General features: G+C 65.8%; 23 protein-coding genes. 10 read left to right on the top strand and 13 right to left on the bottom strand.

The genetic code is table 11. The features are described 5' to 3' along the window. Nucleotides 1-721: 721 nt before the first annotated feature. From ACQR1E_RS33720 to ACQR1E_RS33705, 4 genes are all read left to right on the top strand, one after another. Nucleotides 722-1,075, top strand: a complete 354-nt coding sequence (locus ACQR1E_RS33720; protein ID WP_315767794.1) for a hypothetical protein — start codon at nucleotides 722-724, stop codon at nucleotides 1,073-1,075. Nucleotides 1,076-1,125: 50 nt separating this feature from the next. Next, nucleotides 1,126-1,530, top strand: a complete 405-nt coding sequence (locus ACQR1E_RS33715) for a hypothetical protein (RefSeq protein WP_315714033.1) — start codon at nucleotides 1,126-1,128, stop codon at nucleotides 1,528-1,530. A gap of 697 nt (nucleotides 1,531-2,227) precedes the next feature. Then, nucleotides 2,228-3,919 carry an alginate export family protein gene (locus tag ACQR1E_RS33710; protein WP_315767796.1) on the top strand — a complete coding sequence of 564 codons (1,692 nt, stop codon included), beginning with the start codon at nucleotides 2,228-2,230 and terminating at the stop codon, nucleotides 3,917-3,919. A 12-nt stretch (nucleotides 3,920-3,931) separates the two neighbouring features. Continuing rightward, nucleotides 3,932-4,933, top strand: coding sequence for an SDR family NAD(P)-dependent oxidoreductase (locus tag ACQR1E_RS33705; RefSeq protein ID WP_315752689.1), 1,002 nt, complete (start codon nucleotides 3,932-3,934; stop codon nucleotides 4,931-4,933). Nucleotides 4,934-5,132: 199 nt separating this feature from the next. Here the strand turns inward: ACQR1E_RS33705 and ACQR1E_RS33700 are convergent, their stop codons facing one another. The 6 genes from ACQR1E_RS33700 to ACQR1E_RS33675 all read right to left on the bottom strand — a co-directional run bounded on the left by ACQR1E_RS33700 (nucleotide 5,133) and on the right by ACQR1E_RS33675 (nucleotide 12,716). Beyond that, a complete protein-coding gene (locus tag ACQR1E_RS33700) occupies nucleotides 5,133-7,280 on the bottom strand; it encodes a phospholipase D-like domain-containing protein (RefSeq protein WP_434898089.1) in 2,148 nt (715 codons plus the stop codon). Nucleotides 7,281-7,728: 448 nt separating this feature from the next. Next, complete coding sequence (gene hydA, locus ACQR1E_RS33695) at nucleotides 7,729-9,207, bottom strand: dihydropyrimidinase (RefSeq protein WP_316191581.1); 1,479 nt, start codon at nucleotides 9,205-9,207, stop codon at nucleotides 7,729-7,731. Continuing rightward, nucleotides 9,158-9,886, bottom strand: coding sequence for a maleate cis-trans isomerase family protein (locus tag ACQR1E_RS33690; RefSeq protein ID WP_434898088.1), 729 nt, complete (start codon nucleotides 9,884-9,886; stop codon nucleotides 9,158-9,160). The genes hydA and ACQR1E_RS33690 overlap by 50 nt, the downstream gene beginning before the upstream one ends. Before the next feature lie 238 nt (nucleotides 9,887-10,124). Beyond that, a complete protein-coding gene (locus ACQR1E_RS33685) occupies nucleotides 10,125-10,901 on the bottom strand; it encodes an ABC transporter ATP-binding protein (RefSeq protein ID WP_316194768.1) in 777 nt (258 codons plus the stop codon). 2 nt (nucleotides 10,902-10,903) lie between these two features. Next, nucleotides 10,904-11,713: an ABC transporter permease gene (locus tag ACQR1E_RS33680; RefSeq protein WP_315767806.1), complete on the bottom strand. Its 810-nt coding sequence runs from the start codon at nucleotides 11,711-11,713 to the stop codon at nucleotides 10,904-10,906. Nucleotide 11,714: 1 nt separating this feature from the next. Further along, complete coding sequence (locus ACQR1E_RS33675; protein ID WP_316194838.1) at nucleotides 11,715-12,716, bottom strand: ABC transporter substrate-binding protein; 1,002 nt, start codon at nucleotides 12,714-12,716, stop codon at nucleotides 11,715-11,717. A gap of 204 nt (nucleotides 12,717-12,920) precedes the next feature. Here ACQR1E_RS33675 and ACQR1E_RS33670 point away from each other — a divergent pair, with 204 nt between their 5' ends. The 6 genes from ACQR1E_RS33670 (at nucleotide 12,921) to ACQR1E_RS33645 (ending at nucleotide 17,716) form a co-directional block, all read left to right on the top strand. Then, a complete protein-coding gene (locus ACQR1E_RS33670; RefSeq protein WP_315767808.1) occupies nucleotides 12,921-13,676 on the top strand; it encodes a GntR family transcriptional regulator in 756 nt (251 codons plus the stop codon). A gap of 69 nt (nucleotides 13,677-13,745) precedes the next feature. Next, nucleotides 13,746-14,150 (top strand): DUF350 domain-containing protein, encoded by a 405-nt coding sequence (locus ACQR1E_RS33665; protein WP_315714024.1) that lies wholly within the window; start codon nucleotides 13,746-13,748, stop codon nucleotides 14,148-14,150. Nucleotides 14,151-14,152: 2 nt separating this feature from the next. Beyond that, nucleotides 14,153-14,545 carry a hypothetical protein gene (locus ACQR1E_RS33660; RefSeq protein WP_315714023.1) on the top strand — a complete coding sequence of 131 codons (393 nt, stop codon included), beginning with the start codon at nucleotides 14,153-14,155 and terminating at the stop codon, nucleotides 14,543-14,545. A 339-nt stretch (nucleotides 14,546-14,884) separates the two neighbouring features. Further along, nucleotides 14,885-16,048: a glutathionylspermidine synthase family protein gene (locus tag ACQR1E_RS33655; RefSeq protein ID WP_316166475.1), complete on the top strand. Its 1,164-nt coding sequence runs from the start codon at nucleotides 14,885-14,887 to the stop codon at nucleotides 16,046-16,048. A gap of 117 nt (nucleotides 16,049-16,165) precedes the next feature. Then, a complete protein-coding gene (locus ACQR1E_RS33650; protein ID WP_315714020.1) occupies nucleotides 16,166-16,558 on the top strand; it encodes a hypothetical protein in 393 nt (130 codons plus the stop codon). A gap of 36 nt (nucleotides 16,559-16,594) precedes the next feature. Further along, nucleotides 16,595-17,716, top strand: coding sequence for a DUF2252 family protein (locus ACQR1E_RS33645; RefSeq protein WP_315826146.1), 1,122 nt, complete (start codon nucleotides 16,595-16,597; stop codon nucleotides 17,714-17,716). A gap of 13 nt (nucleotides 17,717-17,729) precedes the next feature. Here the strand turns inward: ACQR1E_RS33645 and ACQR1E_RS33640 are convergent, their stop codons facing one another. The 7 genes from ACQR1E_RS33640 to ACQR1E_RS33610 all read right to left on the bottom strand — a co-directional run. Continuing rightward, entirely contained in the window at nucleotides 17,730-19,217 is a 1,488-nt protein-coding gene (locus ACQR1E_RS33640) for an HWE histidine kinase domain-containing protein (protein WP_316166474.1), read from the bottom strand. An 11-nt stretch (nucleotides 19,218-19,228) separates the two neighbouring features. Next, nucleotides 19,229-19,525, bottom strand: coding sequence for a circadian clock KaiB family protein (locus ACQR1E_RS33635; RefSeq protein ID WP_012046401.1), 297 nt, complete (start codon nucleotides 19,523-19,525; stop codon nucleotides 19,229-19,231). Then, the gene (gene kaiC, locus ACQR1E_RS33630) at nucleotides 19,522-21,276 is read right to left on the bottom strand and encodes a circadian clock protein KaiC (RefSeq protein WP_316166473.1); all 1,755 of its coding nucleotides are present in this window, start codon (nucleotides 21,274-21,276) and stop codon (nucleotides 19,522-19,524) included. The genes ACQR1E_RS33635 and kaiC overlap by 4 nt, the downstream gene beginning before the upstream one ends. Before the next feature lie 223 nt (nucleotides 21,277-21,499). Further along, a complete protein-coding gene (locus ACQR1E_RS33625; RefSeq protein WP_315752677.1) occupies nucleotides 21,500-22,369 on the bottom strand; it encodes a CheR family methyltransferase in 870 nt (289 codons plus the stop codon). Then, nucleotides 22,366-23,556: a protein-glutamate methylesterase/protein-glutamine glutaminase gene (locus ACQR1E_RS33620; protein ID WP_316193546.1), complete on the bottom strand. Its 1,191-nt coding sequence runs from the start codon at nucleotides 23,554-23,556 to the stop codon at nucleotides 22,366-22,368. The genes ACQR1E_RS33625 and ACQR1E_RS33620 overlap by 4 nt, the downstream gene beginning before the upstream one ends. A gap of 74 nt (nucleotides 23,557-23,630) precedes the next feature. After that, nucleotides 23,631-23,996, bottom strand: coding sequence for a response regulator (locus ACQR1E_RS33615; protein ID WP_006613312.1), 366 nt, complete (start codon nucleotides 23,994-23,996; stop codon nucleotides 23,631-23,633). Between the two features lie 68 nt (nucleotides 23,997-24,064). Then, nucleotides 24,065-24,289, bottom strand: a 225-nt coding sequence (locus ACQR1E_RS33610) for a chemotaxis protein CheW (RefSeq protein ID WP_434898087.1), incomplete at its 5' end; no start/stop codon positions are given.

Genomic DNA, 24,289 nt, shown 5'->3' with positions numbered 1-24,289 from the left:
CGATTTTGAAGTGTCAACCATCTCCCCGAACACCCGTCAGCTATGTCCCCGGGCTGAACACTGCGCTCGCAATGACGCCCGGGGGCGACGTTCAACCCGAGAAGCACGCACGACATCTACGGATGCACCTTATGCGACCCTGCGGACAAACCCTCGCGATCTCGCGGCGCCCAGCGCCCGAGCTATGTGCCATTCTCACCGCCCTCTCCTAACCGAGGGCGCAGGGAAGGCCGGGCGCTGGCCGCGCCCGTGGCCCGCCTGCAGAAAAGAAAGCAGGCGGCAGTCACCACAGGTCTGGCCGAAACACCCGGCCCTCCCTGCGCGATGGCTTTACGATTTATACGCGATCTCCCTGGGGACCGGCTGTCTTGCCCCCATCACCCGCAGGCAGCTCATCAGCAACGCCCACAGGCTCGACCTCAGCACCGGGAGGCCAGGACCACGCGACTTCACCGTGCGCCCGGGATCGTTCGTCGGCACGGCGAACCATGCTGCGATCCCAAGCGCCCATCGCATCCCACACCCGACGTCCGTGACGACCGCGAAGCGTCCCCTCGTTGGGGCGGGACGCGCGGAGTAAAGCACATTTTTCGTAAAAACAAAATAGAATTTCGATAAACAGAAATCATATTTCTTCCAGCCGTTCGAACGGCCACCGTCAAGGCTTGCGTTCCCGATCGAGACTCTGTCGAACGCTCCTGTTTCGGATCGACGATCTGCCATGTGCGGCTTCGCGCAAGTCACCTGCGATGCCCATGCGGCGCAGAGATCGGTCCCAATTCTGATCACCACGCTCGGCGGGGTGGTGTCGACCAGTTGCCGGAACGTGCTGAGCGGCGATCGGCTTCTGGTCGACATGACGACCGGCGTTTCGCAAGTCGAAGTCGATAGCGGTACGGTGAAGGCATCGGTCAAACCCGTCGTCAGAGGCATGTTGCGGAGCGACATCGGCTCCGCCGGGCACCGCACCAGAGCCGAAGAAATGATGCCAAAAGTTGTGCGGACCGTGACGTCGCACCCGCCTTATTACCTTGAGTTGCATCAAAGACGGTCAACAATTTCCGTGGCAGGCTAGCATTGACGGCGTATCCGTCATCAATGGTCCTTCAACGTGAGGAGTTCACTATGGCTAGAAGCATTGCTGTTGGTCTTGCTATTCTCGCCGTCTCTACATCTGCGGCCTTGGCAGGACATCGTACTCATCATGCAAAAGGTACTCATGCAAAAGCCAGTGCGGCTCAGCAGGTCGGGGCGAGCAAAAGTGATCGCGACCAATATGGAAATATGCAGGTCAATCCCGGAACTCCGGGCCTGAGCGGCAGCAACGCTGCCCTACATGCAAAAACGCATCGCGATTCCGGCTACGGGCCGAAGAGTGACTACAATGCAGACGGGACCATGCGGGTTGATAGCGGAACTCCGGGCGTAAGCGGCAGCAACGCTGCCCTACATCGTAGAACGCACCGCGATTCCGGTTACAATCCCAAGAGTGACTACAACGCGGACGGGACCCTGCGGGTGCATCAATAGTCGTTTCTTGCGACCACGTGATTGGCCCGGAGCGTTCCGCGCACCGGGCTTTCACGTCCACGAAAACTAGCGGTCCTTGCATTGACCGACAGCGATTACGGTGACGCTGCTCGACTGCACAAAACTATCATCTCGGTCGTTGTGTAACGGCGGGCCCATGAGTCTGGCCGGTCGCGCTGGCGGCACCGTACGCGCGGACGCCATGTAGGAGCTAGTCGCAAAGATACTGTTCCTGCTGTCGTCCGAGGCGTCGAACCTGACCGGCGCGTTCTACGCGACGGACGGCGGATGGACGGCCTATTGAACCCGCTTCCAGTCCGCTGAGGACTGGAACGATCGTTCACCCACGATCAGCTTCGAGCAAAGAGACGAGATCATGATGCGATCCCGCGGACCCGCATCATGATCTCAGAGTCTCGGAAGAGCCGCGGACCTAGCGGCACTCCTTGATTACGGTGACGCTGCAGAAAACTATCGGAAAACTACCGCGCGATCCTCCTCCAACGGCGAGCCTCGCCAAAAGCACGTCCATGAGTCCGTCCGGTCGCTCTCGCTGCAGCGGCGCGGACCGGATGGGTGGCCTGCGGCACATTTCGCTCTGGTTGATCAAGATCAATCGCGCTACCTTGGCCTCGCCGATCATCGGACCACGCAATGAGCTGGTGGCAGAGCCATGCCGGACGGCAGACGTCTCCCAATGCGCGGAGGCCTCGGTCCGCACCTGGCGGCGTGGCTGTTCTCGCTGCTGCTCGTTTCTGCCGCCGGCGCCCAGGCACTGGGGCCCACGTTCGAGAACCGGCCGATCGAGTCGGTGCGTCTGGTGCTGTCGGGCGTGGTGCCCAGTGGGGCGCAGCGGGTCGCGTTCGAGGATCGCATTCGGCGGGCACTCAACATCTATCCGGGGTCGCAGCTTCACGACCTGATGGTCGATTTCGGGCTCGGCAAGGTGAAGCGCATCCCCGGCGTGGCCACGGCCTCGATCAACTACGTCGACGGCAACACCGGCGGCGTTGCGGTCGAGCTCAGCGTCGTCGTCGGCGACCGGCTGCAGGCGGATCCGGGCCGCGTCGATTTCCCCTATCTTCATCAGGGCGACGACAGCCTGCTGAAGCTCAAGCTGACGGCCGCGACGCTCGGCTACGCCAATCACGATGCCTGGTATGGCCGGCCGCAGGCCTTCGTCGGCGCCAATCCACTCGCCAAGGGACCGGCCGGCGCCGGCTGGTCGTCGTTCGGCGAAGCCGCGCTGGAGGGCGGGCTGCAGGGCATCGGACCGGTCGGCAACAACATCTATGCCTATGGCAGCCTCTCCTATCTGGCCAGCGGCTCGACCGGCACGGACCTGTTCGTCACCGGCCCGCGCCGCCATGGCGCGATCGAGGACGCCTATGCGGGCCTCGTCACGGGGATCACGGGCGACGACGGCTCGCGGCTGGTGATCAACCTGTCCGGCGGACGGCAGCCGTTCCAGATTGCCGACGGCATGCTGATCAGGATCACGGCAGCCAACGGTTTTGACCGCGCCGCGCTGCAGCTCAATCCGCGCTGGGCTGCCGACAGTTTGTTCCTCGCGCAGGCTCGCTACAACACCACGAAATTCGAGGCCTTCCGTCTCGCCCCCGACGAGCTGCCGGCGATCGATACCCACACCGTCATCGCCGGTGCGAACCTCGAGACGGGCCTGGGCACGCCGCATCAGCTCGGACTGACCTATCTGACCGTGCCGCGCTCCGACTACGGCTGGTACACGGCGACGGCGCAGGGCACGCGCCAGGGGCTGCAGGTCGCCGACGTGCGCTATTACTGGACGCCGGCCATCGGCGCGTCCGGTCCCTATGCGAAGACGGAGCTGGCGTTGCAATGGAACGACCGCAACGCGTTTCCGATGCGCGCCTGGGGCGGCTATGTCGAGGCGGGCTACACCTTCAACGAGGCGCTGTGGCGCCCCACTTTGAGCTATCGGCTGTCCGGATTCAGCGGCGACAATCCGGCGACGCGGACCTATGAGCGCTGGGATCCGCTGTTGTCGGGCGGCACCGGCGAGGAATGGGTGCAGGGGCTGAACCACTACAAGCTGTTTCAGGACACCAACCTGATCGCCCATCGCCTGCAGGCGATCCTGCGGCCGGCGCCGCAATGGGAGCTCGTGCCGCAGGCCTGGCTGTTCCAGGCGCAGCAGCTCAACAATATCGGCGGCACCACCTCGACGCTGGCCGGGCATCTGCTCGGCTACGAGGTCAATTTGACGGTGAAGTATTTCATGAGCCGCAACGTGATGTTCCAGTCGAGCGTCGCGCTGACGGCGCCGCTGTCCGGCGTCAGCCAGGCCGTTGCCGGCAACACCCGCCCGTGGTTCAGCGCGATGTCGCTGGCCCGGATCAGCTTCTGAGGGGAGATGTCGATGGATCGCCGCAGCATGTTGCAGAGCCTGGGTTCGGGGGCCGTGACGATTCCGCTGGCGCAACTGCTTCCGGGAGGCGCTGAGGCGGCTGAGCCCGTCGGCCCGGCCAACCTCGCGATCAGCCCGATCGATCCGGACTACTTCATCAAGGATCGCTTCAAGTCACGGACGATCGCCATCACCGGATTTGCCCGCGGCATGGGCCGCGCCGCCGCGCTGCGGGCGGCGCGCGAGGGCGCCAACATCGTCGGGATCGACTGGCTGCCGGACACGGCGCGCGAGACGGCGGCCATGATCCAGCGCGAGGGTGGCGCGATCGAATTTCTCGTCGGCGATGTCGCGAAGGGCGACACCTGCGACATGATGGTCAGGCGGGCGGTCGAGAAATTCGGCGGACTGGATTTTGCCATCAACAATGCCGGCGTCATGGACGGCGTATTTTCCGGCGAGGCGTTCGACTACGACAAGCAGAAGGACCTGCTGTTCGCGCCGATCCACGAAGCCTCCGATGCCTATTGGGACAATGTCCTCGCCACCAACGCCACCGGCGTGTTCCGCGCCATGCGGGCCGAGCTGCGGCAGATGGTCGCGCAGAAGCGCGGCGGGGCGATCGTCAACGTCGCCTCGATCGCCGGCCTGACCGGACTGGCCGGCAATCCGGCCTATGTCGCCAGCAAGCACGCCGTCAACGGATTGACCGCCAACGCCGCGGTCGACTACGCGCCCCACGGCATTCGCATCAACTCGGTCAACATGGCGGCGACGGACACGCCGATGATCGCGCGGGCCGCGCAGGCCGTCGCGGCCAAGATGCAGCGGTCGCCGGCCGACGGCGGCATGGGACGGCTGAAGACAAACTCGATCCTCAGCTATGCCGATCCCAGGCATCGTCCGGCCACCGTGTGGGAGCAGGTCGCGGTGATGCTGTTCCTGCTGTCGCCCGAGGCGTCGAACCTGACCGGCGCGTTCTACGCGACGGATGGCGGATGGACGGCCTACTGAGCCCGCTTCAAGACGGCTAGAGCATGATCTTTTCGGAAAACCGGTTTCCATTTTTTTGGATCATGCTCTGAGGACTGGAACGCTCGTGTGCCCGCGATCCGCTTCGGGCAAGAGACGAGATCATGATGCGATCCCGCGGACTCGCATCACGATCCCATGGCCTCGTCTGCGCGGCGACGGTTCAGCGCGGGCGCAACGCTCAGCGCCCTTTCCTCTTGGCGCTCGTCTTGGCTCGCCTGGCGGTCTTGGTCGCGGTCTTCTTCGCCGGACGCTTGGCCGCCGTCTTGGTCGCCTTGGCCTTCGCCTTCTTCGCTGAGGCGGCACGCTGGCTTGCCGTTTTCGACGCCTTCTTCGCGACCTTCTTTGTCGTGCTTGTCTTGCGGCCGGCCGAGGTCTTGGCTGCAGCGGCGGTCTTCTTTTGGGCCTTCTTGGCCGGCTTGGTCGACGGCCTCGCGGGCTTCGTCGTCGCAGCCGGTGTCTTGGCCGGCTTGGTGGTGCCGGTTGGCTTGGCGGGCTTCTTCGGCGTCGGTGGCGTTTCGACCGCCCCGCCGCCACCCGCCGCCGACAGCCAGAACCGCAGCTCCGGCGACTTCTCATCCGCGCCCTTGATGTAACGGTCCTGCCAGGTGTCGTCGGATTGCAGCGGCTTGCCGAAGATCTCCGGGTGCTGCTGCAAGAGGAAGCGCCAGGCGTAGTGGTCGTAGAGGTCGAGGACGTGGCAGGCATAGGCCTCGGCGAGACCGCGGTGACCGCGGATGATCAGCATGTTCTCGTCGTTGTTGTGCGAGGCGCGGAAGCCGAGATTGTGCGAGCCGGTGACGACGACGCAGTCGTCGCTGAACGGATCGATCACCACGATCTTGCTGTGGATGATGGCGAAGCCGTATTTGCCGAGCTCCCTCTCCCACTTGCCGAACGCGTCCTGCACCGCGCCGGCCGGCACGGCGCGGAAATCGATGCTGCCCTTGGCGCCCGGCTTCTTCGGCTTGCCGGCCTCGCCGACCACCGTCACCTGGGGCGCGGTGTCGTCCGCTCCCTCCTCCGCCGGCACCTCCGAATGGCCGCCGGAATGCAGCGCGGCGGAGAAATTCGTCGCGCGCACCGGGCTGGTCAGCGCGCCCCGCACGAACAGATCGGGCTTGTCCTTGAGCAACCGGCCGGCGACGTCGAGGATCGAGTTGTTGCCGGGATCGAAGGCCAGGAACAGCACGGCGTGCTTGGCCGATCGCATCAGCTCGAACACGCGGCCCATGTCACCGGGCGTATCGGGATTCTTGCCGAGCTTGCCGTGGGTGTTCGGCGAGAACATCGGCTCGACGGTGACGCCGTGGCCTAGGTCGACCGGCGCCTGGATCGCGTCGGCATTGTTGGCGCGGGCGAAGTCGCGCAAGGTCTTCGACTGCAGCGCCGACTTGTCGCCGGCGGCGGCGTCGACGTCGGCCTTCAGCGCGTTCCAATAGCCGAGATAGCGCTGCGCCAACACTGGGCTCTCCACCACCAGCGCGTTGTTGGTCTGGGTGCACAGGCCGGTCGAGGTCCAGTTGGTCGAGCCGGACAGCACCGCGCTCGGCTTGCCGTTCTCGGTGAGCACCATGAACTTGTTGTGCGGGATGCTGCCCTTACCGAGGATGCGGTCGATCACGGTGACGCCGGCGGACTTGAGGTCGGCGCGGTTCTCGGCGTCGGCGTCGTCGGTGTCCTTGCCCTGCTCGTTGCCGAGGATGACCGTGCGGCTGTTCGGGTTCTGGTGCAGCTGCTTCTCGAGGCCGTCGGGATCGTTCAGCTCGTAGAGGGCGGCATGGATGGCGCCGCCGCCGGCATCGGCGCGCGCCAGCAGCGAGGTCAGGCCGTCTTGAAGCTGGCCCATCAGGCGGATGCGAATGGGATCGGCAGGATCGAGGATGTGCGGGGCCAGCGCCGACACGCTCGGCTTGTCGTTCAGCGCATGGCTGAGCGCCTGGGTCGCGGTGATGCCGCGGTTGAAATAGACGTGGAACGGCGGCCGCTCCGGCGTCAGCGTGACCGGATTGCTCTCCAGCGGCGCGACGCCTTCGAGCGGCGTCAGCGCCTGGCCGGGCGTGCCGGCCATCGGCACGATGCGATATTTGTAGGTGCCGCCGCGCTTGGCGAACAGATCCTTCCACCAGAACTTCTGGATCGGCGCCTGCTCGGTGGTGAGCTTGTCCGCGGTCTGCCCGGCAAAGCGGGCCAGCGCCGGCAGCACTGTGTCGGTGTTGTCAGCGACATCGATGCGGTGAATGGCGAAGCCGAGACAGCCGTCGAGACGGCGATCGAAGGTCCAGGCGACCACGGCAATATCATTGTTGGAAAAGGCAAGCGCGGGCATGGCGGCACTCCTTGTCTGACAAGGATATGTCGTGCGGTTGTGACAAGGGTTCGACACATCCGGAACAGGAAAGGGACGGCGGCGGTAGCGCGGGGTGGTGCTGCGGTGCGGGAGAGATGGTGGTGCGACTGACGCAATGATCACCCTCCCCCTTCAGGGGAGGGTGGGCACTGTTCTCTCCGTCGTCATTGCCGGGCTCGACCCGGCAATCCATCCCTTCGCGAGAACAATTTTCCCACTTGATGGATGCGCGGGTCGAGCCCGCATGACGAGTCTGTTTTGGAGCGTCGATCACGGGACCTATGACGCACCGCGACGGTGAGAGCTCGCCCGAGCGATGCTGGGACATCGTCATTGCGAGGGGCGAAGCAACGAAGCAATCCAGAGTCCCACCCGCGACTCTGGATCGCGTTGCTGCGCTCGCGATGACGCGTGGAGAGAGCGCGGCTTAGACGATACCGACCGGCTTGCCGCGCGTGACGTAGCGCCCCTCACCTTTCGCGCCGACCAGCTCACCATCGCGCACGACGAATTTTCCGCGCAGCATGGTCGCGACCGGCCAGCCGGTGATCTCGATGCCTTCATACGGCGTGTAGTCGGAGCCGTGGTGCAGACCGGATTGGCTGATCTTGGCCGTCTTGTTCGGGTCCCATAACGCGATGTCGGCGTCGTAGCCGATGGCGATGGAGCCCTTGCCCTTCAGGCCGTAGGTCTTGGCGTGGTTGGTGGCGGTGAAGGCGACGAACTGGTTCAGCGTGATGCGGCCCTTGCTGACGCCTTCGGAGAACAGGATCGGCAGCCGCGTCTCCACGCCGGGGATGCCGTTCGGCACCCAGCGAAAGCTGGTGCGGCCCTTCGGCGTCAGCTTGCCGGCCTCGTCGTCGTAGCGGAACGGGCAGTGATCCGACGAGAACAGCGAGAACACACCCCTTTGCAGGCCTTCCCAGCACGCCTCCTGGCTGGCCTTGTCGCGCGGCGGCGGCGAGCAGACATATTTGGCGCCTTCCATGTTGAGGCCCTGCATGTCCTCCTCCGTCAGCACCAGATATTGCGGGCAGGTCTCGCCATGGATCTTCAGGCCGCGCGCCTGCGCGCGGCGGATCTCCTCCATCGCCTCGCGGTTAGAGACGTGGACGATGACGATCGGCACGTCGATCAGCTCGGCCAGCGAGATCGCGCGATGGGTTGCCTCGCGCTCGACCGGAATCGGGCGCGACTTGCCGTGATAGTACGGCGCGATCTTGCCGGCGCGCTCCAGGCGGTCGGTGAGGAAGCGGATGGCGTCATAGTTCTCGGCATGGATCTGCACCAGCGCGCCTTGCTCGCGCGCGACCTGCAGCACGCCGAGGATCTCGTAATCGTTGAGCGCGAGCCCCTCATAGGTCATGAAGATCTTCAGCGACGAATAGCCGTCGGCGACCAGCGCCGGCAGCTCCTGGCCGAGCACGGCGTCGGTGGGATCGGCGATGATGAGATGGAAGGAGTGGTCGACGTAGCAGGCCTTGTCGGCGAGCGCGTGATAGTCCTTCAGCGCTGATCGCAAGGGCTGGCCCTTCTCCTGCAGGCAGTAGGGCATGACGAACGTGTTGCCGCCGAAGGCGGCGGCGCGCGTCGCGCTCTCGAAATCGTCGGCCATGACGATGCCGGGGCCGGAGGGCTGGCTGATATGGACATGGCTGTCGATGCCGCCCGGCAGCACCAGCAGGCCCGTGGCATCGACGATCTCGTCGGCATCGGTGATGGCCTCGCCGATCGCGACGATGCGGCCGCTCTTGATGGCGACATCGGCCTTGAACGTATCGCTCGCGGTGGCGACGGTGCCGTTGCGGATGACGGTGTCGAAGGCAGCCATGTGACGCGCTCTCCCTAGTCCAGATTCAAGCGAATTTCTGAAACAGCGATCCCCACCCGCTGACGCCGCCGACATCGACCCCTGCCAGTTTCAGCGATTTCCATACCACGGTGGCGATGGTGTCGAGAATCGGAATGCCGGTCTCCAGCTCGAGCCGCGCGACCAGCGGCGCGGCGCGCATGTTGGTGCAGACCACTGCGATCGCATCCGGCTTCTCGCGCGCGACCTCGCGGATCATGGTCTCGATCTCGGACGGCGTCACTTCCGCGAAGGAGAAATTGTCCTGCAGGTTGAGGTGCCGGTCGCCGCGGCAGGCGATGCCGAGCCTGTCGTAGTTGGCGATGATGCGCGCCTGGACGTCGTCGCGGTAGGGCGTGACGAGGCCGAGCCGCTTCACGCCGGACGACGTGAGGATCTCGTTCAGCGCCAGCATCGAGGTGGTCGCAGGGATGCCGGTCGCGGCCATGATCTGCTCGCACAGCTTGATGTCGGCTTCGAAGCCGAGCCAGCCGGACGAGGTGCCGTTCCAGCCGATGACGTCGACCCTGGCATGCGCGAGCAGCTCCGCCGCGCGCAGGACGTTCGATGTGTCGAACTGCGCCAGCGCATCGCTCGACAGCGCGATCTCCGTGACCTTGAAGCGCGAGAAATGCGCTGACACGTTCGGCAGGCCAGCGATCATCGCCGAGGTGATCGGCTCCAGCGCGGTGTTGGACGACGGCGTGAGCATGCCGAGCAGCGTGCGTTTGGTCATGGGTGAACGACCTCGTTCGATCGCGGATGGCGGACGGGAGAGCCTCCCCCGCTTGCGGGGGAGGCCGGATCGCATCGCAGGTGCGATCCGGATGGGGGAACTCTATCCGCTCGGGCAGCGCGCCGTGCGGCGCCCCCACCCCAGCCCTCCCCCGCAAGCGGGAGAGGGGGCGCACTGCCGTTGTGGCGAGGGCTTGACCTGAACATGCAGCGCTTGGGCGGGCGCGATTGAGCAGCAATCATGCACTCGCCCCCTGCTCCGCCCGCTCGCCACGCAACAACGCCAGGATATGCCGCTTCAACTCATTGAACTGCGGTGACGTGATATCACGCGGCCGCGGCAGATCGATCGGGATGATCTCGACGATGCGCCCCGGCCGTGCGCTCATCACCGCAACATGCGTGCCCAAGGTCAGCGCCTCGTCGATGCCATGGGTGACGAACACGATCGTGCCCTGGTGCTGCTGCCAGATCCGCACCAGCTCGGTCTGCATGTCCATGCGGGTCTGTTCGTCGAGCGCGCCGAACGGCTCGTCCATCAGGATCACCTGCGGATTCATCAGCAGCGCCCGGGCAATGCCGACGCGCTGGTTCATGCCGCCCGACAGTTCCGACGGATAGTGGTTCTCGAAGCCGGTCAGCCCGACCATGTCGATATAGACCTGCGCCTTCGCCCGGCGCTCGGCCTTCTGGCCTCCGCCGAGCAAGAGATGAAAGGCGACGTTCTCCCACACCGGCAGCCACGGCATCAGATTGGCATGCTGGAACACGACGCCGCGATCGGCGCCGGGCGCGGTCACCGGCCGGTCGTCGACGGTGATGTTGCCGGCGCTCGGCTTCTCGAAGCCGGCAATCATGTTGAGCAATGTCGACTTGCCGCAGCCGGAGGGACCGAGCAGGCAGACGAGCTCGTTGCGGGCAATGGACAGATTGATGTCGGCGAGCGCGGTGACGTCGGCGTTGCGCTTCTTGTCGGTGAAGATCTTGGTGACGCCGGAGATCTCGATCGTGGCCATCGTCATTCTCCGCCACGAAGCGTGGTGTTGCGCTGCCAGTGCAGCACACGCGCCATCACGAAGCGGATGGCGAGATCGCTGCAGAAGCCGAGCAGGCCGATACTCGCCATCGCCGCCAGCACCAGATCGTAGCGCAGGAAGTAGTAGGAATCCCACAGCACGTAGCCGAGCCCGCTCTTCACCGCGACCATTTCGGCCGTCACCGTCAGCATCCACGCCGAGCCGATGCCGATGCGAAGCCCTGCAAAGATGCTCGGCATCGCCGCGGGCACGACGATGTAGCGCAGCAGCTTGCGCTCGCTGCCGCCGACCATGGCGCCGGCGCGGATCAGATTGCGGTCGCAGGTCTTCACGCCGTGGATGGTGTTGAGCAGGATCGGAAAGAACGCGCCGAGGAACACCAGGAAGATCGCCGGCTTGTTGGCGATGCCGAACCAGATGATGGCGAGCGGGATCCACGACACCGGCGGGATCGGCCGCAGCATCTGAAGCGTCGGCTCGATCACGATCTCTATCTTGCGCGACCACCCGATGGCGACTCCGAGCGAGACGCCGAGCACGGTGGCAATCGCAAAGCCGGCGGCAACGCGCGACAGGCTCGCCAGCATGTCGGCGAGCCAATGGCCGCTGTAGGTCTGGGTGTTGCCGTCGGTGCCGACCAGCCAGTCCGCCCATGCCCACACGACCGTCGACGGCGCCGGCAGCAGCGCTGCCGGCAGCGCGCCGGAGCGCGAGAACGCCTCCCAGCCGGCGAGCACGAGCACCGGCACGACATAGCGGTCGAGCTTCCTGAGCTGGGCGAGCGCCGTCATCTCAGTAGCCGAGCTCGGTCTTCGGCTTGCCCGTGGCCGCTTCCAGGAAGCGGTAGTCGAGGTTCTTCTCGACGGCGGCCGTGACGTCCGAGTTGATGTATTTCAGGTCGCGCATCATCGCGGCGATGGCGAGCGCCGAGGCGCGGTACATCTTCGGGTCGGGATCGAGATTCTCGACCGCGCCGGTCGCGATCGCCTTGTCGAGGCCGGTGATCTTGGAGATGACCTCGATCAGCGCCGGCTTGTCGGCGGCGATGTGCGCATCGACCTTGACGACCGCGCGCACCACGCCCTCCAGCGCCTTCGGGTTCGACGCGATGACGTCGGAGCGGGTCAGGATCAGGTTGGTCAGCTTGCCGGCGGCCTGGTCATAGGGGAAACCGAAGAACTTCGCCGCCTTGGCCTGCATGATCTGGGTCGCGAACGGCTCGACGGTGCAGATCAGCTCGACCTCGCCGCGGCGCAGCGCCTGCAGATGGTCGGACGGATTGGGGATGTTGACGAACTGCACGTCCTTGTTGATGTCGATGCCCTGCTTGGCGAAGGCGCCGCGCATGTGGATGTCCTGCGCATTGCCGCGCGAGGCGGCGACGCGGAACGGCTTTCCGTCGGCCTTGTATTTGGCGATGAGCGCCTTCAGCGCGCTCCAATCGCCCGGCGCGACCTCGAGATCGTTGCCGAGCAGGATCGCCGAGCCGCCATTGACCTGGCCGGAGATCGCGACCACGTCGAAGCCTTTGTCGAGCGCGATGGCGTAATGCAGATAGGTCACCTGCGCGACGTCGATGTTCTTCGAGACCAGCGCGGTCAGCGCGTCCGTGCCGGTGTTGAAGCTGACGGCATCGATCGCGACGCCTTCCGCGAATTGCGGCGTCAGCGACATCGGCGTGCAATGCGCGCATTTGGCGTAGCCGAGTTTGATCTTGGCGGCGTCGTCGGCGAAGCTGAGCGAGGGCAGCGCGAGCAGGGCGAGAATGAGCAGCACGAAACGTTTCAAATCCATCTCCAGGGCAGGTCGATCCACGGGCTTGTCTCTCATGGCTTGTGCTCTCATCAGCAAGCGGCATGCCAACTGGATGCGATATGCAATATTGCTTTTATACAATAAAATCAGTATCTAACGACCATTCAATCTTGAGGGATCTGCCTGATCCGCGGGCGCATCGCCCGAATTTCAGGCATCTCGCAGCGGAGCAGCCGCGCCCACATGACCCCACCAGCACCCCGGCCCAGACTGAAGACGCGCTTCAAGCCGGCGCGGCTGAAGCTGTCGTCCGACCACTCCAAGCGGCCGCTCGAGCGGCTGTCGCTGCACGATCAGGTCGTCGCCAGGGTGCGCGAGATGATCGTGGACGGCGAGCTCGCCGCCGGCGCTGCCTTGCCCGAGCGCATGCTATGCGAGACTTTCGGCGTGTCGCGCACGCCGCTGCGCGAGGCCTTCAAGATCCTCGCCGCCGAGGGCCTCATCGAGCTGCGGCCGCATCGCACGCCCGTGGTGGCGCCGATCGACGCCCGCGAGATCGCCGAGATCTTCGACGTGATGGTGTCGCTCGATGCCGCCGCGGGCCGCGCCGCGGCCGCGCGTGCGACGGCGGACGACCTCGCCAGGCTTGACGCCATGCATGCCGAGCTGGTGGCGCTGCATCGTGCCGCCGAGCGCGCCGCCTATTTCCGGCTCAACCAGCAGATCCATGCCGAGATCACCAAGCTCGCCGGCAACGCCGTGCTGCTCAACATGTGGGGCACGCTGCACGCGAGCGTCTTCCGCGCCCGCGCCGTGGCCAATTACGATGCGCGGCGCTGGGACGAGTCGATCCGGGAGCACGAGGCCTTCATGGCGTTGCTGCGGGCCCGAGACGGCGACGGCTTCGCGCAGGCGCTCTCCGAGCACACCCGCAAGACCGGGGATTCGGTGCTGCAGATGCTGGACCAGGCCAGCCAGGAACTGGCGAAGGGCGGATAGACTTTGTTCACGTCGAACCGGGCATGCTGGCATCGCGACAGATGAGAGCTCCACACGCTTGGCCTGATCATGATCCTGCAATCGCTCGCCGGCCTGCCGGCCTTTCTGGTGTACTTCTGTACCGCGCTGGCCGCGGTGACGGCTTACCTGTTCGTCTACACCCGCGTCACGCCCTACAATGAATTCCAGCTGATCCGGGACAATCACCCCTCGGCCGCGATCGCGCTCGGCCTCAGCCTGCTCGGCTTCACCCTGCCGCTGGTCAGCGCCATCGCCCATTCCGCCAACGTGCTGGACTGCCTGGTCTGGGCGCTGGTCGCGCTGATCGTCCAGGTGATCGTCTATTACCTCGTCCGCATCCCGGTGCCGGATCTCGCCCAGCGCATCGTCGCCGGCGAGCTGGCTTCGGCGATCTGGCTCGGTCTCGCGTCGCTCTCGGCCGGCGCGCTGAACGCCGCCTCGATGATCATCTGACCATGGCCGAGCAACGCCGCGAATTCGGCAAGCGCCGGCCGATGCCGCCCCCGCCCGCGACGCCGCCGGTGAAGCGCTCCGGCCATGTCGCGCTGCTCTTGATGGGCACGCTCGCCGTCGGCAGCACTGCCTATGCGCTGATGCCGCGGCAGCAGAGCTGCCCGCAGCCAGGCGCCGAGACGCCGACCATGGCCGGCCAGCCGCAGACGGGCGAATGCACGACGCGCCGCTCGAGCGGCGGTGGCGGCGGCAGCGGCTCCGGCCGCTGGGGATTTTCCAGCGGCGACAGCGATTCCAGAAGCAGCGGATCGAGCCATGTCGCCGAGGCCTCCTCCGCACATGTCTCGCGCGGCGGCTTTGGCTCGTTCGGACACGGCTTCGGAGGCGGCGGCTGATTTTCGTCGCGCCGGCGCCGTGAAAACACCGCGTTCATGCTGTTATCTCGGATTCGGATCTTTGACACAGACTCAAAATCATAAAAAACTGGCCTACCTACTGATCGGAAGCGATCCGATGCAATGTCGGCACCTGATGGTGCCGGCGACGATGAGGGCTGCGGCGACCGCCGCCGCCTCGCAGCAATCTGCTGGCAGGCGATCGCGTGGTCGCCGGCGCGGGATGGCGCCGGGACCGCGCGGACGTGATCATGGCCGCATCATTGATGGCGGCCGCGGTCGTGCTGCGCCCTGTTGCCACGGGCACGGCTTGTTCGCTGCTGCCTTAGGCTGACGCCGATGCAGCGCATCCCCTGTCCCGAACGTGACGACTGGCGCGAGACCGCGGCACGATGCGGATTCGACTTCTACGAACTCGACGGCGAGCGCTATTGGGACGAGCGCGCCTACTACGCATTCACGATCGCCGAGATCGAGCTCGGCATCGAGGAGCCGACGGCCGAGCTCGAGCAGATGTGCCTCGCGCTGGTCGCGCGCGTCGTCGGTGACGAGGCGCTGCTGCGCCGGCTGAAGATCCCGCAAGCGGTCTGGCCGCTGCTGGCGGAGAGCTGGCGCCGGAGGGACGGCAGCCTCTATGGGCGGTTCGACCTCAGCTATCAGGGCGGCCGTACGCCAGCGAAGCTGCTCGAATACAACGCCGACACGCCGACGTCGATCTTCGAGGCCGCGGTCTTCCAATGGACGTGGCTCGAGCAGGCGATCGAGCGCCGCATTCTGCCGGGGCGCGCGGACCAGTACAACTCGATCCATGAGCGCCTGATCGAACGCTGGCGCGCCCTCGGCAAGCGGCGCCGCGTGCATCTGGCCGGGCTGACCGCCAACGCCGAGGACGCCACGACCCTGGCCTATCTGGCCGACACGGCTGCCCAAGCGGGCCTGTCGACAACCATCCTTGACGTCGCCGACATCGGCTGGCGCGAGAGCGGCGGCGGCTTCGTCGATCTCGAGGACGGCGACATCGCGCTCGCCTTCAAGTTGTATCCCTGGGAATGGATGTTTCGCGATGCGTTCGGCGTCAAGCTCGCGCAGGCGCCGACGCAATGGATCGAGCCGCCGTGGAAGGCCATCCTGTCCAACAAGGGCATCCTGCCCCTGCTCTGGCAGATGCACGAAGGCCATCCGAACCTGCTGCCGGCCTATTTCGAGGACGATCCGAAGGCCGCCGGCCTCGGCCCGAGCTTCGTGCGCAAGCCGATCTACTCGCGCGAGGGCGCCAATGTCAGCCTGGTGTCCGACGGCGTCGCCGTCTCTACGCAGGAGGGTCCCTACGGCGCCGAAGGCTTCATCCGCCAGGCGCCGGCGCCGCTGCCGGATTTCGGCGGTGTGTTCCCGGTGATCGGCAGCTGGCTCGTCGACCATCAGCCCTGCGGCCTGTCGATCCGCGAAGACACGAGCCCGATCACGGGCAACCGCTCGCGCTTTTTGCCGCACGCAATCCTGTAGGATATTAACGACCGCCGACGAAAACGCCTCGACACGCCGGTCGAGAGGATTAGATAGACCGAGGGTGAACTCCCTGCGCGATGGGCGCGCATGACCGGGACATGACCGGGACGAGGCATGGCGACGGACAAACCCGAACTCGAAGGCTTGCGTATCCTGGTCGCCGAGGACGAGGGCCTGATCGCGCTCGAGCTGGAAACGGTGTTGCAGGGATTCGGCTGCGAGGTGGTTGGTCCCGTCTCGCGCGTCGGCGACGTGCTGCGCGAGGCCGAGCGCGGCGGCCTGGACGGCGCGCTGCTCGACGTCAACCTGCGCGGCGAGCAGATCTTCGCCGTCCTGCCGCAGCTGATCGCGCGCGAGCTCAAGATCGTGATCACCTCCGGCTATGACGATGCGACGCTGTTTCCGCCGGAGTTCCGCAGCCTGGCCCGGCTCGCCAAGCCGTTCGACGAGCGCGCGCTGCGCGCGATGTGCGAGGCCACGTTCGTTCGGCGTCAACGCAACTCATAACGCCTCGCTCACGCCCGGCGCATCGGGAGGCATCGCGTGTCCATCATCGAAGATACCGCGGCCTACGAGGCCTGGCTTCGCAGCCAATGCAAAGTGGTCGAGGACGACCTTCTCGCCAAGCACCAGCGGATGCGAAAGTCTCCGTTCGCCCTGCTGCGCGCCACCTATTATCGCTGGGCGCGGCGCATCGAGGAGATCTGCCCGGAGCTGGCCGAGGCGCCGGTCGCGCTGTGCGTCGGCGACATCCATCTGGAGAATTTCGGCACGTGGCGTGATGCCGACGGGCGCTGGGTGTGGGGCGTCAACGATTTCGACGAGGCTGCGAGGATGCCCTACGCCTTCGATCTGGTCCGGCTCACGACCAGCATCGAGCTCGCGCCCGACATGGCAATCGACAGCCGCGACGCCGCAGACGCGATCCTCCAAGGCTATCGCGACGGTCTCAAACACCCGCGGCCGGCGCTGCTCGACGAACACGAGATCTGGATCAGGCCCTACGTCAAATGCTCGGATGATTGCCGCCGCGCGTTCTGGGAGGAGATCAACGGCCTCGCGGCCGCCGATGCGATTCCATCCGCGGTGCGGAAGCTGCTCACCGCCAGCCTTCCGGAGCAGGCGAAGAATGCCGCATTCTTCCATCGCTTCGCCGGCGGCGGCAGCCGCGGACGTCCGCGCTACGTCGTCGTCGCGACATGGCGCGGCGGCCGCGTCGTCCGCGAGGCCAAGGCGCTGGTCCCTTCGGCCTGGACCTGGGCCAAGAACAGGACGAAGGGCAGGATGCAACCAAAGCCGGCGCCGCCGCACAGATTCGTCGAGCTGTCGACCGGGACCTATCGCGCGCCCGATCCATTCCTGCACGTTCACAGAACCAATGACGGGGACTACGTGGTCCGACGCCTGTCGGCGGATTCACGCAAGATCGATCTCGGCGAGGAAGCCGGCGCCGATCTCAAGCTGGAGCTTCTGCGCGGCATGGGCACCGACCTCGCCTCCATCCATGCCGCCGACCGCCGCGCCGGCGCCGGGATCGCGGCGGACCTGAAGCAGCGCGGTTCAGGCTGGCTGCGCCGAGCAGCGCGCGCCGCGCGTGAGGCGACGGAAAGGGACCACGACGTCTGGCGCCGCAAGGCGGCACGCTCCGTTCCGATCGCGCGCTGAGGCGGGCATCCGATCAGTCCGGCTGCACGGCCGATGCCGGCAGATGCTCGGGGGTCGTCTCCGCGGTCAGCGCAAAGGTCAGCGAGCAGCGAATGCCCGCGGGCTCGAAGTCGAGCAGGGCTTCGCCCTCGAGATCGAAGCGGACGACGCGGTCGATCAGCGTGGTGCCGAAGCCGCGCCCGCCGCCGCCTTCGATCAGCGGTCCGCCGCGCTCGAGCCAGACCAGCTCCAGCCGGCGGCCATCGTCGCGCAGGCGCCAGGAGATCGTGACCTGGCCGTGGGAGGCGGACAACGCGCCATATTTGGAGGCGTTGGTCGCAAGCTCGTGCAGCACCATCGAAAGCGGCAGCACCAGCCGTGCCTCCAGCAGCACCGGAGGGCCGTCGATGGCGATCCGCCCTTCGCCGATGCCGTAGGGCGCCAGCACGGTGGTGAGCAGTTCGTTCAGTCCGATGCCGATCCAACGGGTCTGCGTCAGGATGTCATGCGCGATCGAGACCGCCTGGATGCGCCCGGAGAACGCCTTGTTGAAGGCCGGCAGCGACGGTGAGGTCCGCAAGGTCTGCCCCGCCACCGACTGCACGATCGCCAGGATGTTCTTCACCCGGTGATTGAGCTCGGCGACCAGCACGGTCTGCTGCTCTTCCGCGCGCTTGCGTTCGGTGATGTCGGTCAGGGTGACGATCGAGCCGACCGTCTCCTTGAGATCGTTCACCAGGGGCCCGCCGGACAGCAGGAACGACCGCCCCGACGCCTGCGCGTTGCGCAAGGCGACCTCGACGCCATGGAAGGGCTTGGTCGCCAGCGCCTGATCAAGGCTCTCGCGCGAGAAGCGCGTCAACGTGCCTCGCTGGCTGGCGCTCTGCCCATCGAGCGGGAACGCCTCAGAAAACAACTGGCCGACCGGCGGTCGTTCCGCGAGCTGCTCCGCGACCCAGCTCGCATGGGTGATCCGGCCGTCGAGCGCCAGCACCACGACCGCATCGGTCGCCTGCTCCAGGATCGAGCGCGCAAAGCGCTCGGCATTGGCGACCTCCTCGGCGCGCCGCTGAATCGACATGTCGGTCAGCGTCACGAGCGTGGCCACCACGCCGCCCATCGCCATCTGGCGCATCCACACCGACACCGGCAGCTGGCCGCCGTCAGCGCGGCACAGTTGAGCGTCGGTTGCCGCATCGTCGGCGCGCTGCTCGGGCACCGCTCCCGCAAACAGCGAGGCAAAGCTGCGTCCCACCAATTGCTGTACGCCGAGGCCGGTCAGCGCGCACAGCCTGGAATTGACATAGACGATGCAGCCGTCGGCATCGAGCGTCAGCGCGCCGTCGCTCATGCGCTCGACCAGAACATGATAGGGCGCGTCCGCGCCCTGCAGCATGATGACCTGGGGTCCGGCCGGGCCCTGCACCACCACGGCATCGACGTTGCCGCGATGAATGGCCTCGACCGTCTCCTCCGCCTCGTTACGCGGCCGTCCCGCCTGCATCGCGTCTGTTGATGCCACGCGTCCTCCGTTCAGCTCGGTGCGATGTCCAGACCAACCAGCACCTTCTCCGCATTGGAGAGATCGCCGATGATTCGCTTGAGGGGCTCGGGCAGTTGACGGATCAAGGTCGGGATTGCGACGATCTGATCTCGTTGTGCGAGGGCCGGATCCTTCATCAGGTCGATCACCTCGATCGTGTAGCGGCCCGGCAGATGCGTCTCGCACAGCTTCTTGAGGTTGGCGAGCGCCGCCAGCGATTTCGGCGTCTGACCGGCGACATAGAGCCGGAGATTGTAGCCATCCTGTTCCATCGGAGCCGCCGTCATTTGCTGGATGTCAGCGGGTTGGCTGGGGAGCTCGGACGAGGCCTGGACGAGCGGCTCTCGATCTGCGCGAGGCGAGCGGCTGCGCGCTGATCCTCGCGGGCAGCGCCTTCCAGATTGATGAGCTCCATCTCGCTCTCCTCGTTGGCCAGCTGAGCCTTGAGCGTTTCGATCTGAGCCGCGAGGTCGCGGCGGCGACGTTCGATCTCGCGCGCGCGTCGTTCCGTATCCTGCATGCGCAGCAGGCGCTCGACGCGATCTCTCGCCTCCTGCGCCACCCTGGCCGATCCCGTGAGCACGCCCTCCGGGCCGACATAGACCTCGCGCAGCGAGATGCCGTCGGCACTCATCAGGAATTCGCGGACCTGGTTGGAATGCGCCATGCCGCGCGACTTCAGCAGATAGAGCTGGCGGTTGTGCTCGCCGTTGCTCTCGCGATTGTAGAGCAGCAGCCAGGTGTCGGTGAGCGACGAGATCTGCATCTCCGTGGTCGCCGTCTCCGCGCTGCCGGCGCCGAGATTGGTGAACAGCGCCGTGACGCCGCGCGCCTTCAGGAAATCGATGAGGCGCAACGTCATCGAATGCACGTCGCCGGCAATGCCGGCGCCCATGAGCGCCGAGATGGGATCGACCACGACGGCGGCGGGATCGAACTCCTTGACCTCGCGATGCATGGCGGCGAGATGCGTTTCCAGTCCGTACAGATTGGGGCGCCGGGCCGAAAACCGCAGCAGGCCGCGATCGACCCATTGCTGCAGGTCGAGACCGACCGACTTCATGTTGCGGATGATCTGCTGCGGGGATTCCTCCAGCGCGAAATAGATGCAGCGTTGCCCGCTCTTGCAGATCGAATTGGCGAAGTGTGCCGACACCGTCGACTTGCCCGAGCCGGCCATGCCCGAGATCAGGATGCTCGACCCTTTGTAGTAGCCCTGGCCTTCGAGCATGTCGTCGAGATCGGCAATGCCGGTGGAGACCCGCTCCGTCCACGCATCATGCGCGAGCCCCGACGAGGTGATCGGCATCACCGTGATGCCTTCCTGGTCGATGATGAACGGGTATTCGTTGGTGCCATGCGCCGTGCCGCGATACTTCACGACGCGCAGCCGGCGGGTCGAGAGCTGATCGTGCACGCGGTTGTCGAGCAGGATGACGCAGTCGGCGACGTATTCCTCGAGGCCGTAGCGCGTCAGCGTACCATCACCGCGCTCGCCGGTGATGATGGCGGTGACGCCCTTGCTCTTCAGCCATTCGAACAGCCGGCGCAACTCGGAGCGCAGCACCGCCTGATTGTCGAGGCCGCCGAACAGGGTCTCGATCGTATCGATCACGACGCGCTTGGCGCCGATCGAATCGATCGCGAAGCCGATGCGGATGAACAGGCCGTCGAGATCGTAGTCGCCGGCCTCCTCGATCTCGTTGCGATCGAGATGGATGTGATCGACCACGATCTTCTTCTGCTCGATCAGCCTATCGATGTCGTAGCTGAGCGAGCCGACGTTCTTGATCAGGTCCTCGGGCTGCTCCTCGAACGCGATGAACACGCCCGGCTCGTCGTAGGCGACCGCGCCATTGTAGAGAAACGTCATCGCAAACAACGTCTTGCCGCAACCGGCCGCGCCGCACAGCAGCGTCGGCCGCCCTTGCGGCAGGCCACCGAAGGTGACCTCGTCGAGGCCGTCGATCCCGGTCGGCGATTTGGCGATGACAGGGAGATCCCGCGTCACGATTCGAGGACGCACACTCGTTTTCATCCAATCCCCCGCCACCAATTCAACACGCGTGAGTCCACACCAAGGCGTGAATAGACGCGTCAGGAACCGAAAAGTTCCATGGGTCGGCGAGATTTGCTTCGGAAGGAGGCCTGCGGGCGCAGAAAGGACCGGCCGCCCGCGCGGGACGGACGCAAGCGGGACGGAACGGCCGACCGCCCGACCGGTCGAAGCGCCCCCCGGTCACAGACGGCTCCGGCCGGCGTCAGCGCGCCGCGACCACCTTGAGGCCGGGCAGCAGCGCCGCGCCGCCGCGCGGGCTGCGCACCGGATTGATCTGGTACAGACCCCGCCGCTCCTGGTTGGGCCGGAACGCGTCGGTGATGCCGACGACCGATTCGGCGGCTCCCAGCAACAGCGTGCCGTCCGGCTCCATCACCTTGGCCATTCGCTCGAAGATCGAGGCCTTGGTCTCCTGATCGAAATAGATCAGCACGTTGCGGCAGAAGATGATGTCGAACTTGCCGAGATGCGAGAAGTCCTGCAGCAGATTGAGCTGGCGATGCTGGACCATGCCGCGGATGTCGGCGCTGAGCTGCCAGAGCTCGCCGAGCTGCGTGAAATATTTCACCAGCAGCTGGATCGGCAATCCACGCTGCACCTCGAACTGGCTGTAGAGGCCGGCCTTCGATTTCTCCAGCACCTCCTGCGACAGGTCGGTGGCAACGATCTCGATGCGCCAGCCCGCCAGAGCGGGACCGAATTCGCGCAGGCACATCGCGATCGAATACGGCTCCTGTCCGGTCGAGCAGGCGGCCGACCAGATGCGCAGGGAACGACGATTGGCGCGCGACTGGATCAGCGCCGGCAGGATGCCCTCACGGAGATGATCGAACGGAATCTTGTCGCGAAAGAAGAACGTCTCGTTGGTGGTCATCGCCTCGACCACCTGCGTCGTGAGCTGCTCCGCGCCGCTCTTGATCTTCTGCACCAGCTCCGTGATGCCCGGCAGGTTGGAGCGGCGGGCCAGCGGCAGCAACCGGCTTTCGACCAGGTACTGCTTATCGGCCGACAGATCGAGGCCGGAGCGATCCTTCAGGACCTTACGCAAGAACTCATAGTCCAGGGGTGTCACGAACGGTCTCCAGCAAACAGACGAACCAGCTTCGGTCCAATCTGATTCAAGGGAAGGACGGCCGCGCAGATGCCGGCATTGGCTGCTGCGCCCGGCATGCCCCAGACCACGCTGGTCGCCTCGTCCTGCGCGATCACGCTGCCGCCGGCGGCGACGATGTCCTTGCCGCCGCGCATGCCGTCGGATCCCATGCCGGTCAGGATCACGGCCAGGGTCGAGCCCTGCCAGACCTCGATCGCCGACATGAACAAGGGATCGACGGCGGGCTTGCAGAAATTGACCGGAGGACCGTTGTCCAGCGCGATCACCACATCGGCGCCATGGCGCGCCACACGCATGTGGCGGCCGCCGGGGGCAAGGTAGATCTGACCCGGCTTCACCACTTCACCGTCGACGGCCTCATGGGCCGGCCTGCGGCTCGAGCGCGCCAGATGCTCGGCGAGGATGGTGGTGAAGGTCGGCGGCATATGCTGGGTGATCAGCACCGGAAAGCGGTCGATCACGGGACCGAGCTCGGTCACCAGCGACATCAGCGCCTGCGGGCCGCCGGTCGACGATCCGATCAGCAGCACCTTCGGCATCTGCGTGCTGAAGGAGCGGCGCGCCAGCTGGGCCGGCGCGGCGGGCGCCACGGGAGCGACCATCGGCCGCGCCGTTGGCGCAGGCCGGAGCCCCTGGACTTGCGGGACGATCGGCGAGGCGGCCGGCGCATGCGGGGCGGGAGCGGCGCGGCGCGCCTTGGCGCCGAGATTGCGGATCTTCTGAATCAAATCGTAGTGGAAATTGTCGGCCGCCGACGCCTCGCGCGTGCTCTCGGGTTTCGGAATGTAGTCGGCCGCGCCGAGCGACAGCGCCTTGAAGCTGATCTCCGCGTTGCGGCGGGTCAGCGTCGACGCCATGATGACGGCGAGGTTCTTCTTCTTGGCAAGCAGCTTCGGCAGCGCGGCGATGCCGTCGAGCTCGGGCATCTCGATGTCGAGCACGGCGACGTCGGGATTGACGCGATCGATCTGGTTCACGGCTTCGAGGCCCGTGCGCAGCGACGCCGCCACGACCATGTCGGGCTCAGACGCGATCCAGCGCGAGATCATGCCGCGAATGACCACGGAATCGTCCACGACCATCACGCGGAGAGGTTCCTGCCTGGTCGAACTTGGGATCGAAGAACTGGCCAACGCGACGCTCATAGTTCACCAACAGGACAGAGGCACGGGGTGACGGCAAGCCCGGACGACCACGGGACCGACGCACGCGACGGAGATCAGATCAGCCCGACTTCCTGAAACTTCGCCGTCACGATGTCCTTGTCGAAGGGCTTCATGATGTACTCGTTGGCGCCGGCGTGCAGCGCGCGCGCGATGTGCGCGACATCGTTCTCGGTCGTGCAGAACACCACCTTCGGCGCGTCGCCGCCGGGCATGCGCCGGAGATTGCCGAGGAACTCGTAGCCGTCCATGACGGGCATGTTCCAGTCGAGCAGCACCGCATCCGGGAGGCCCCGCTTGCAGATCTCCAGCGCCTGCTCGCCGTCCTCCGCTTCCACGATCTGGAAATCCAGACCTTCCAGAATCCGTCGCGCCACCTTTCGAATGACGCTGGAATCGTCAACTACCAGACACGTTCTCATATCAGCCTCACGAGATCAGGATCCAATGCAACGACGCATGATGCGCCGCTGCCCGCACGTTGCAGTGTTCAGGCCGCCATCTTGTCGGCGGCGAGCTCGAGCACGCGATCGACGTCGAGAATGACCATCAGCTGGCCGTCGAGGCGGTGCACGCCGCCGGCAAGCTTCGCCATGCGCGGGTCGAGATTGACGGGGTTCTCCTCCCGGCCCTCCTCGGACAGCCGCAGCACCTCGCCGATCTGGTCGATCAGGAGACCGTAGGACTCGCCGCGCAGATCGACGCCGACCGCCAT

The sequence above is a fragment of the Bradyrhizobium sp. HKCCYLRH1030 genome, from assembly GCF_051168395.1.
Taxonomy (GTDB): domain Bacteria; phylum Pseudomonadota; class Alphaproteobacteria; order Rhizobiales; family Xanthobacteraceae; genus Bradyrhizobium.
This window is presented reverse-complemented; position numbering and strand designations above follow the sequence as displayed.

Bases quoted from the DNA above. Each gene is read 5' to 3' on its own strand.
- ACQR1E_RS33720 (WP_315767794.1), top strand. From the start codon at position 722: ATGTGCGGCTTCGCGCAAGTCACCTGCGATGCCCATGCGGCGCAGAGA.
- ACQR1E_RS33715 (WP_315714033.1), top strand. From the start codon at position 1,126: ATGGCTAGAAGCATTGCTGTTGGTCTTGCTATTCTCGCCGTCTCTACA.
- ACQR1E_RS33710 (WP_315767796.1), top strand. From the start codon at position 2,228: ATGCGCGGAGGCCTCGGTCCGCACCTGGCGGCGTGGCTGTTCTCGCTG.
- ACQR1E_RS33705 (WP_315752689.1), top strand. From the start codon at position 3,932: ATGGATCGCCGCAGCATGTTGCAGAGCCTGGGTTCGGGGGCCGTGACG.
- ACQR1E_RS33700 (WP_434898089.1), bottom strand. From the start codon at position 7,280: ATGCCCGCGCTTGCCTTTTCCAACAATGATATTGCCGTGGTCGCCTGG.
- hydA (WP_316191581.1), bottom strand. From the start codon at position 9,207: ATGTCGGCGGCGTCAGCGGGTGGGGATCGCTGTTTCAGAAATTCGCTT.
- ACQR1E_RS33690 (WP_434898088.1), bottom strand. From the start codon at position 9,886: ATGACCAAACGCACGCTGCTCGGCATGCTCACGCCGTCGTCCAACACC.
- ACQR1E_RS33685 (WP_316194768.1), bottom strand. From the start codon at position 10,901: ATGGCCACGATCGAGATCTCCGGCGTCACCAAGATCTTCACCGACAAG.
- ACQR1E_RS33680 (WP_315767806.1), bottom strand. From the start codon at position 11,713: ATGACGGCGCTCGCCCAGCTCAGGAAGCTCGACCGCTATGTCGTGCCG.
- ACQR1E_RS33675 (WP_316194838.1), bottom strand. From the start codon at position 12,716: ATGGATTTGAAACGTTTCGTGCTGCTCATTCTCGCCCTGCTCGCGCTG.
- ACQR1E_RS33670 (WP_315767808.1), top strand. From the start codon at position 12,921: ATGACCCCACCAGCACCCCGGCCCAGACTGAAGACGCGCTTCAAGCCG.
- ACQR1E_RS33665 (WP_315714024.1), top strand. From the start codon at position 13,746: ATGATCCTGCAATCGCTCGCCGGCCTGCCGGCCTTTCTGGTGTACTTC.
- ACQR1E_RS33660 (WP_315714023.1), top strand. From the start codon at position 14,153: ATGGCCGAGCAACGCCGCGAATTCGGCAAGCGCCGGCCGATGCCGCCC.
- ACQR1E_RS33655 (WP_316166475.1), top strand. From the start codon at position 14,885: ATGCAGCGCATCCCCTGTCCCGAACGTGACGACTGGCGCGAGACCGCG.
- ACQR1E_RS33650 (WP_315714020.1), top strand. From the start codon at position 16,166: ATGGCGACGGACAAACCCGAACTCGAAGGCTTGCGTATCCTGGTCGCC.
- ACQR1E_RS33635 (WP_012046401.1), bottom strand. From the start codon at position 19,525: ATGACGGCGGCTCCGATGGAACAGGATGGCTACAATCTCCGGCTCTAT.
- kaiC (WP_316166473.1), bottom strand. From the start codon at position 21,276: ATGAAAACGAGTGTGCGTCCTCGAATCGTGACGCGGGATCTCCCTGTC.
- ACQR1E_RS33620 (WP_316193546.1), bottom strand. From the start codon at position 23,556: ATGAGCGTCGCGTTGGCCAGTTCTTCGATCCCAAGTTCGACCAGGCAG.
- ACQR1E_RS33615 (WP_006613312.1), bottom strand. From the start codon at position 23,996: ATGAGAACGTGTCTGGTAGTTGACGATTCCAGCGTCATTCGAAAGGTG.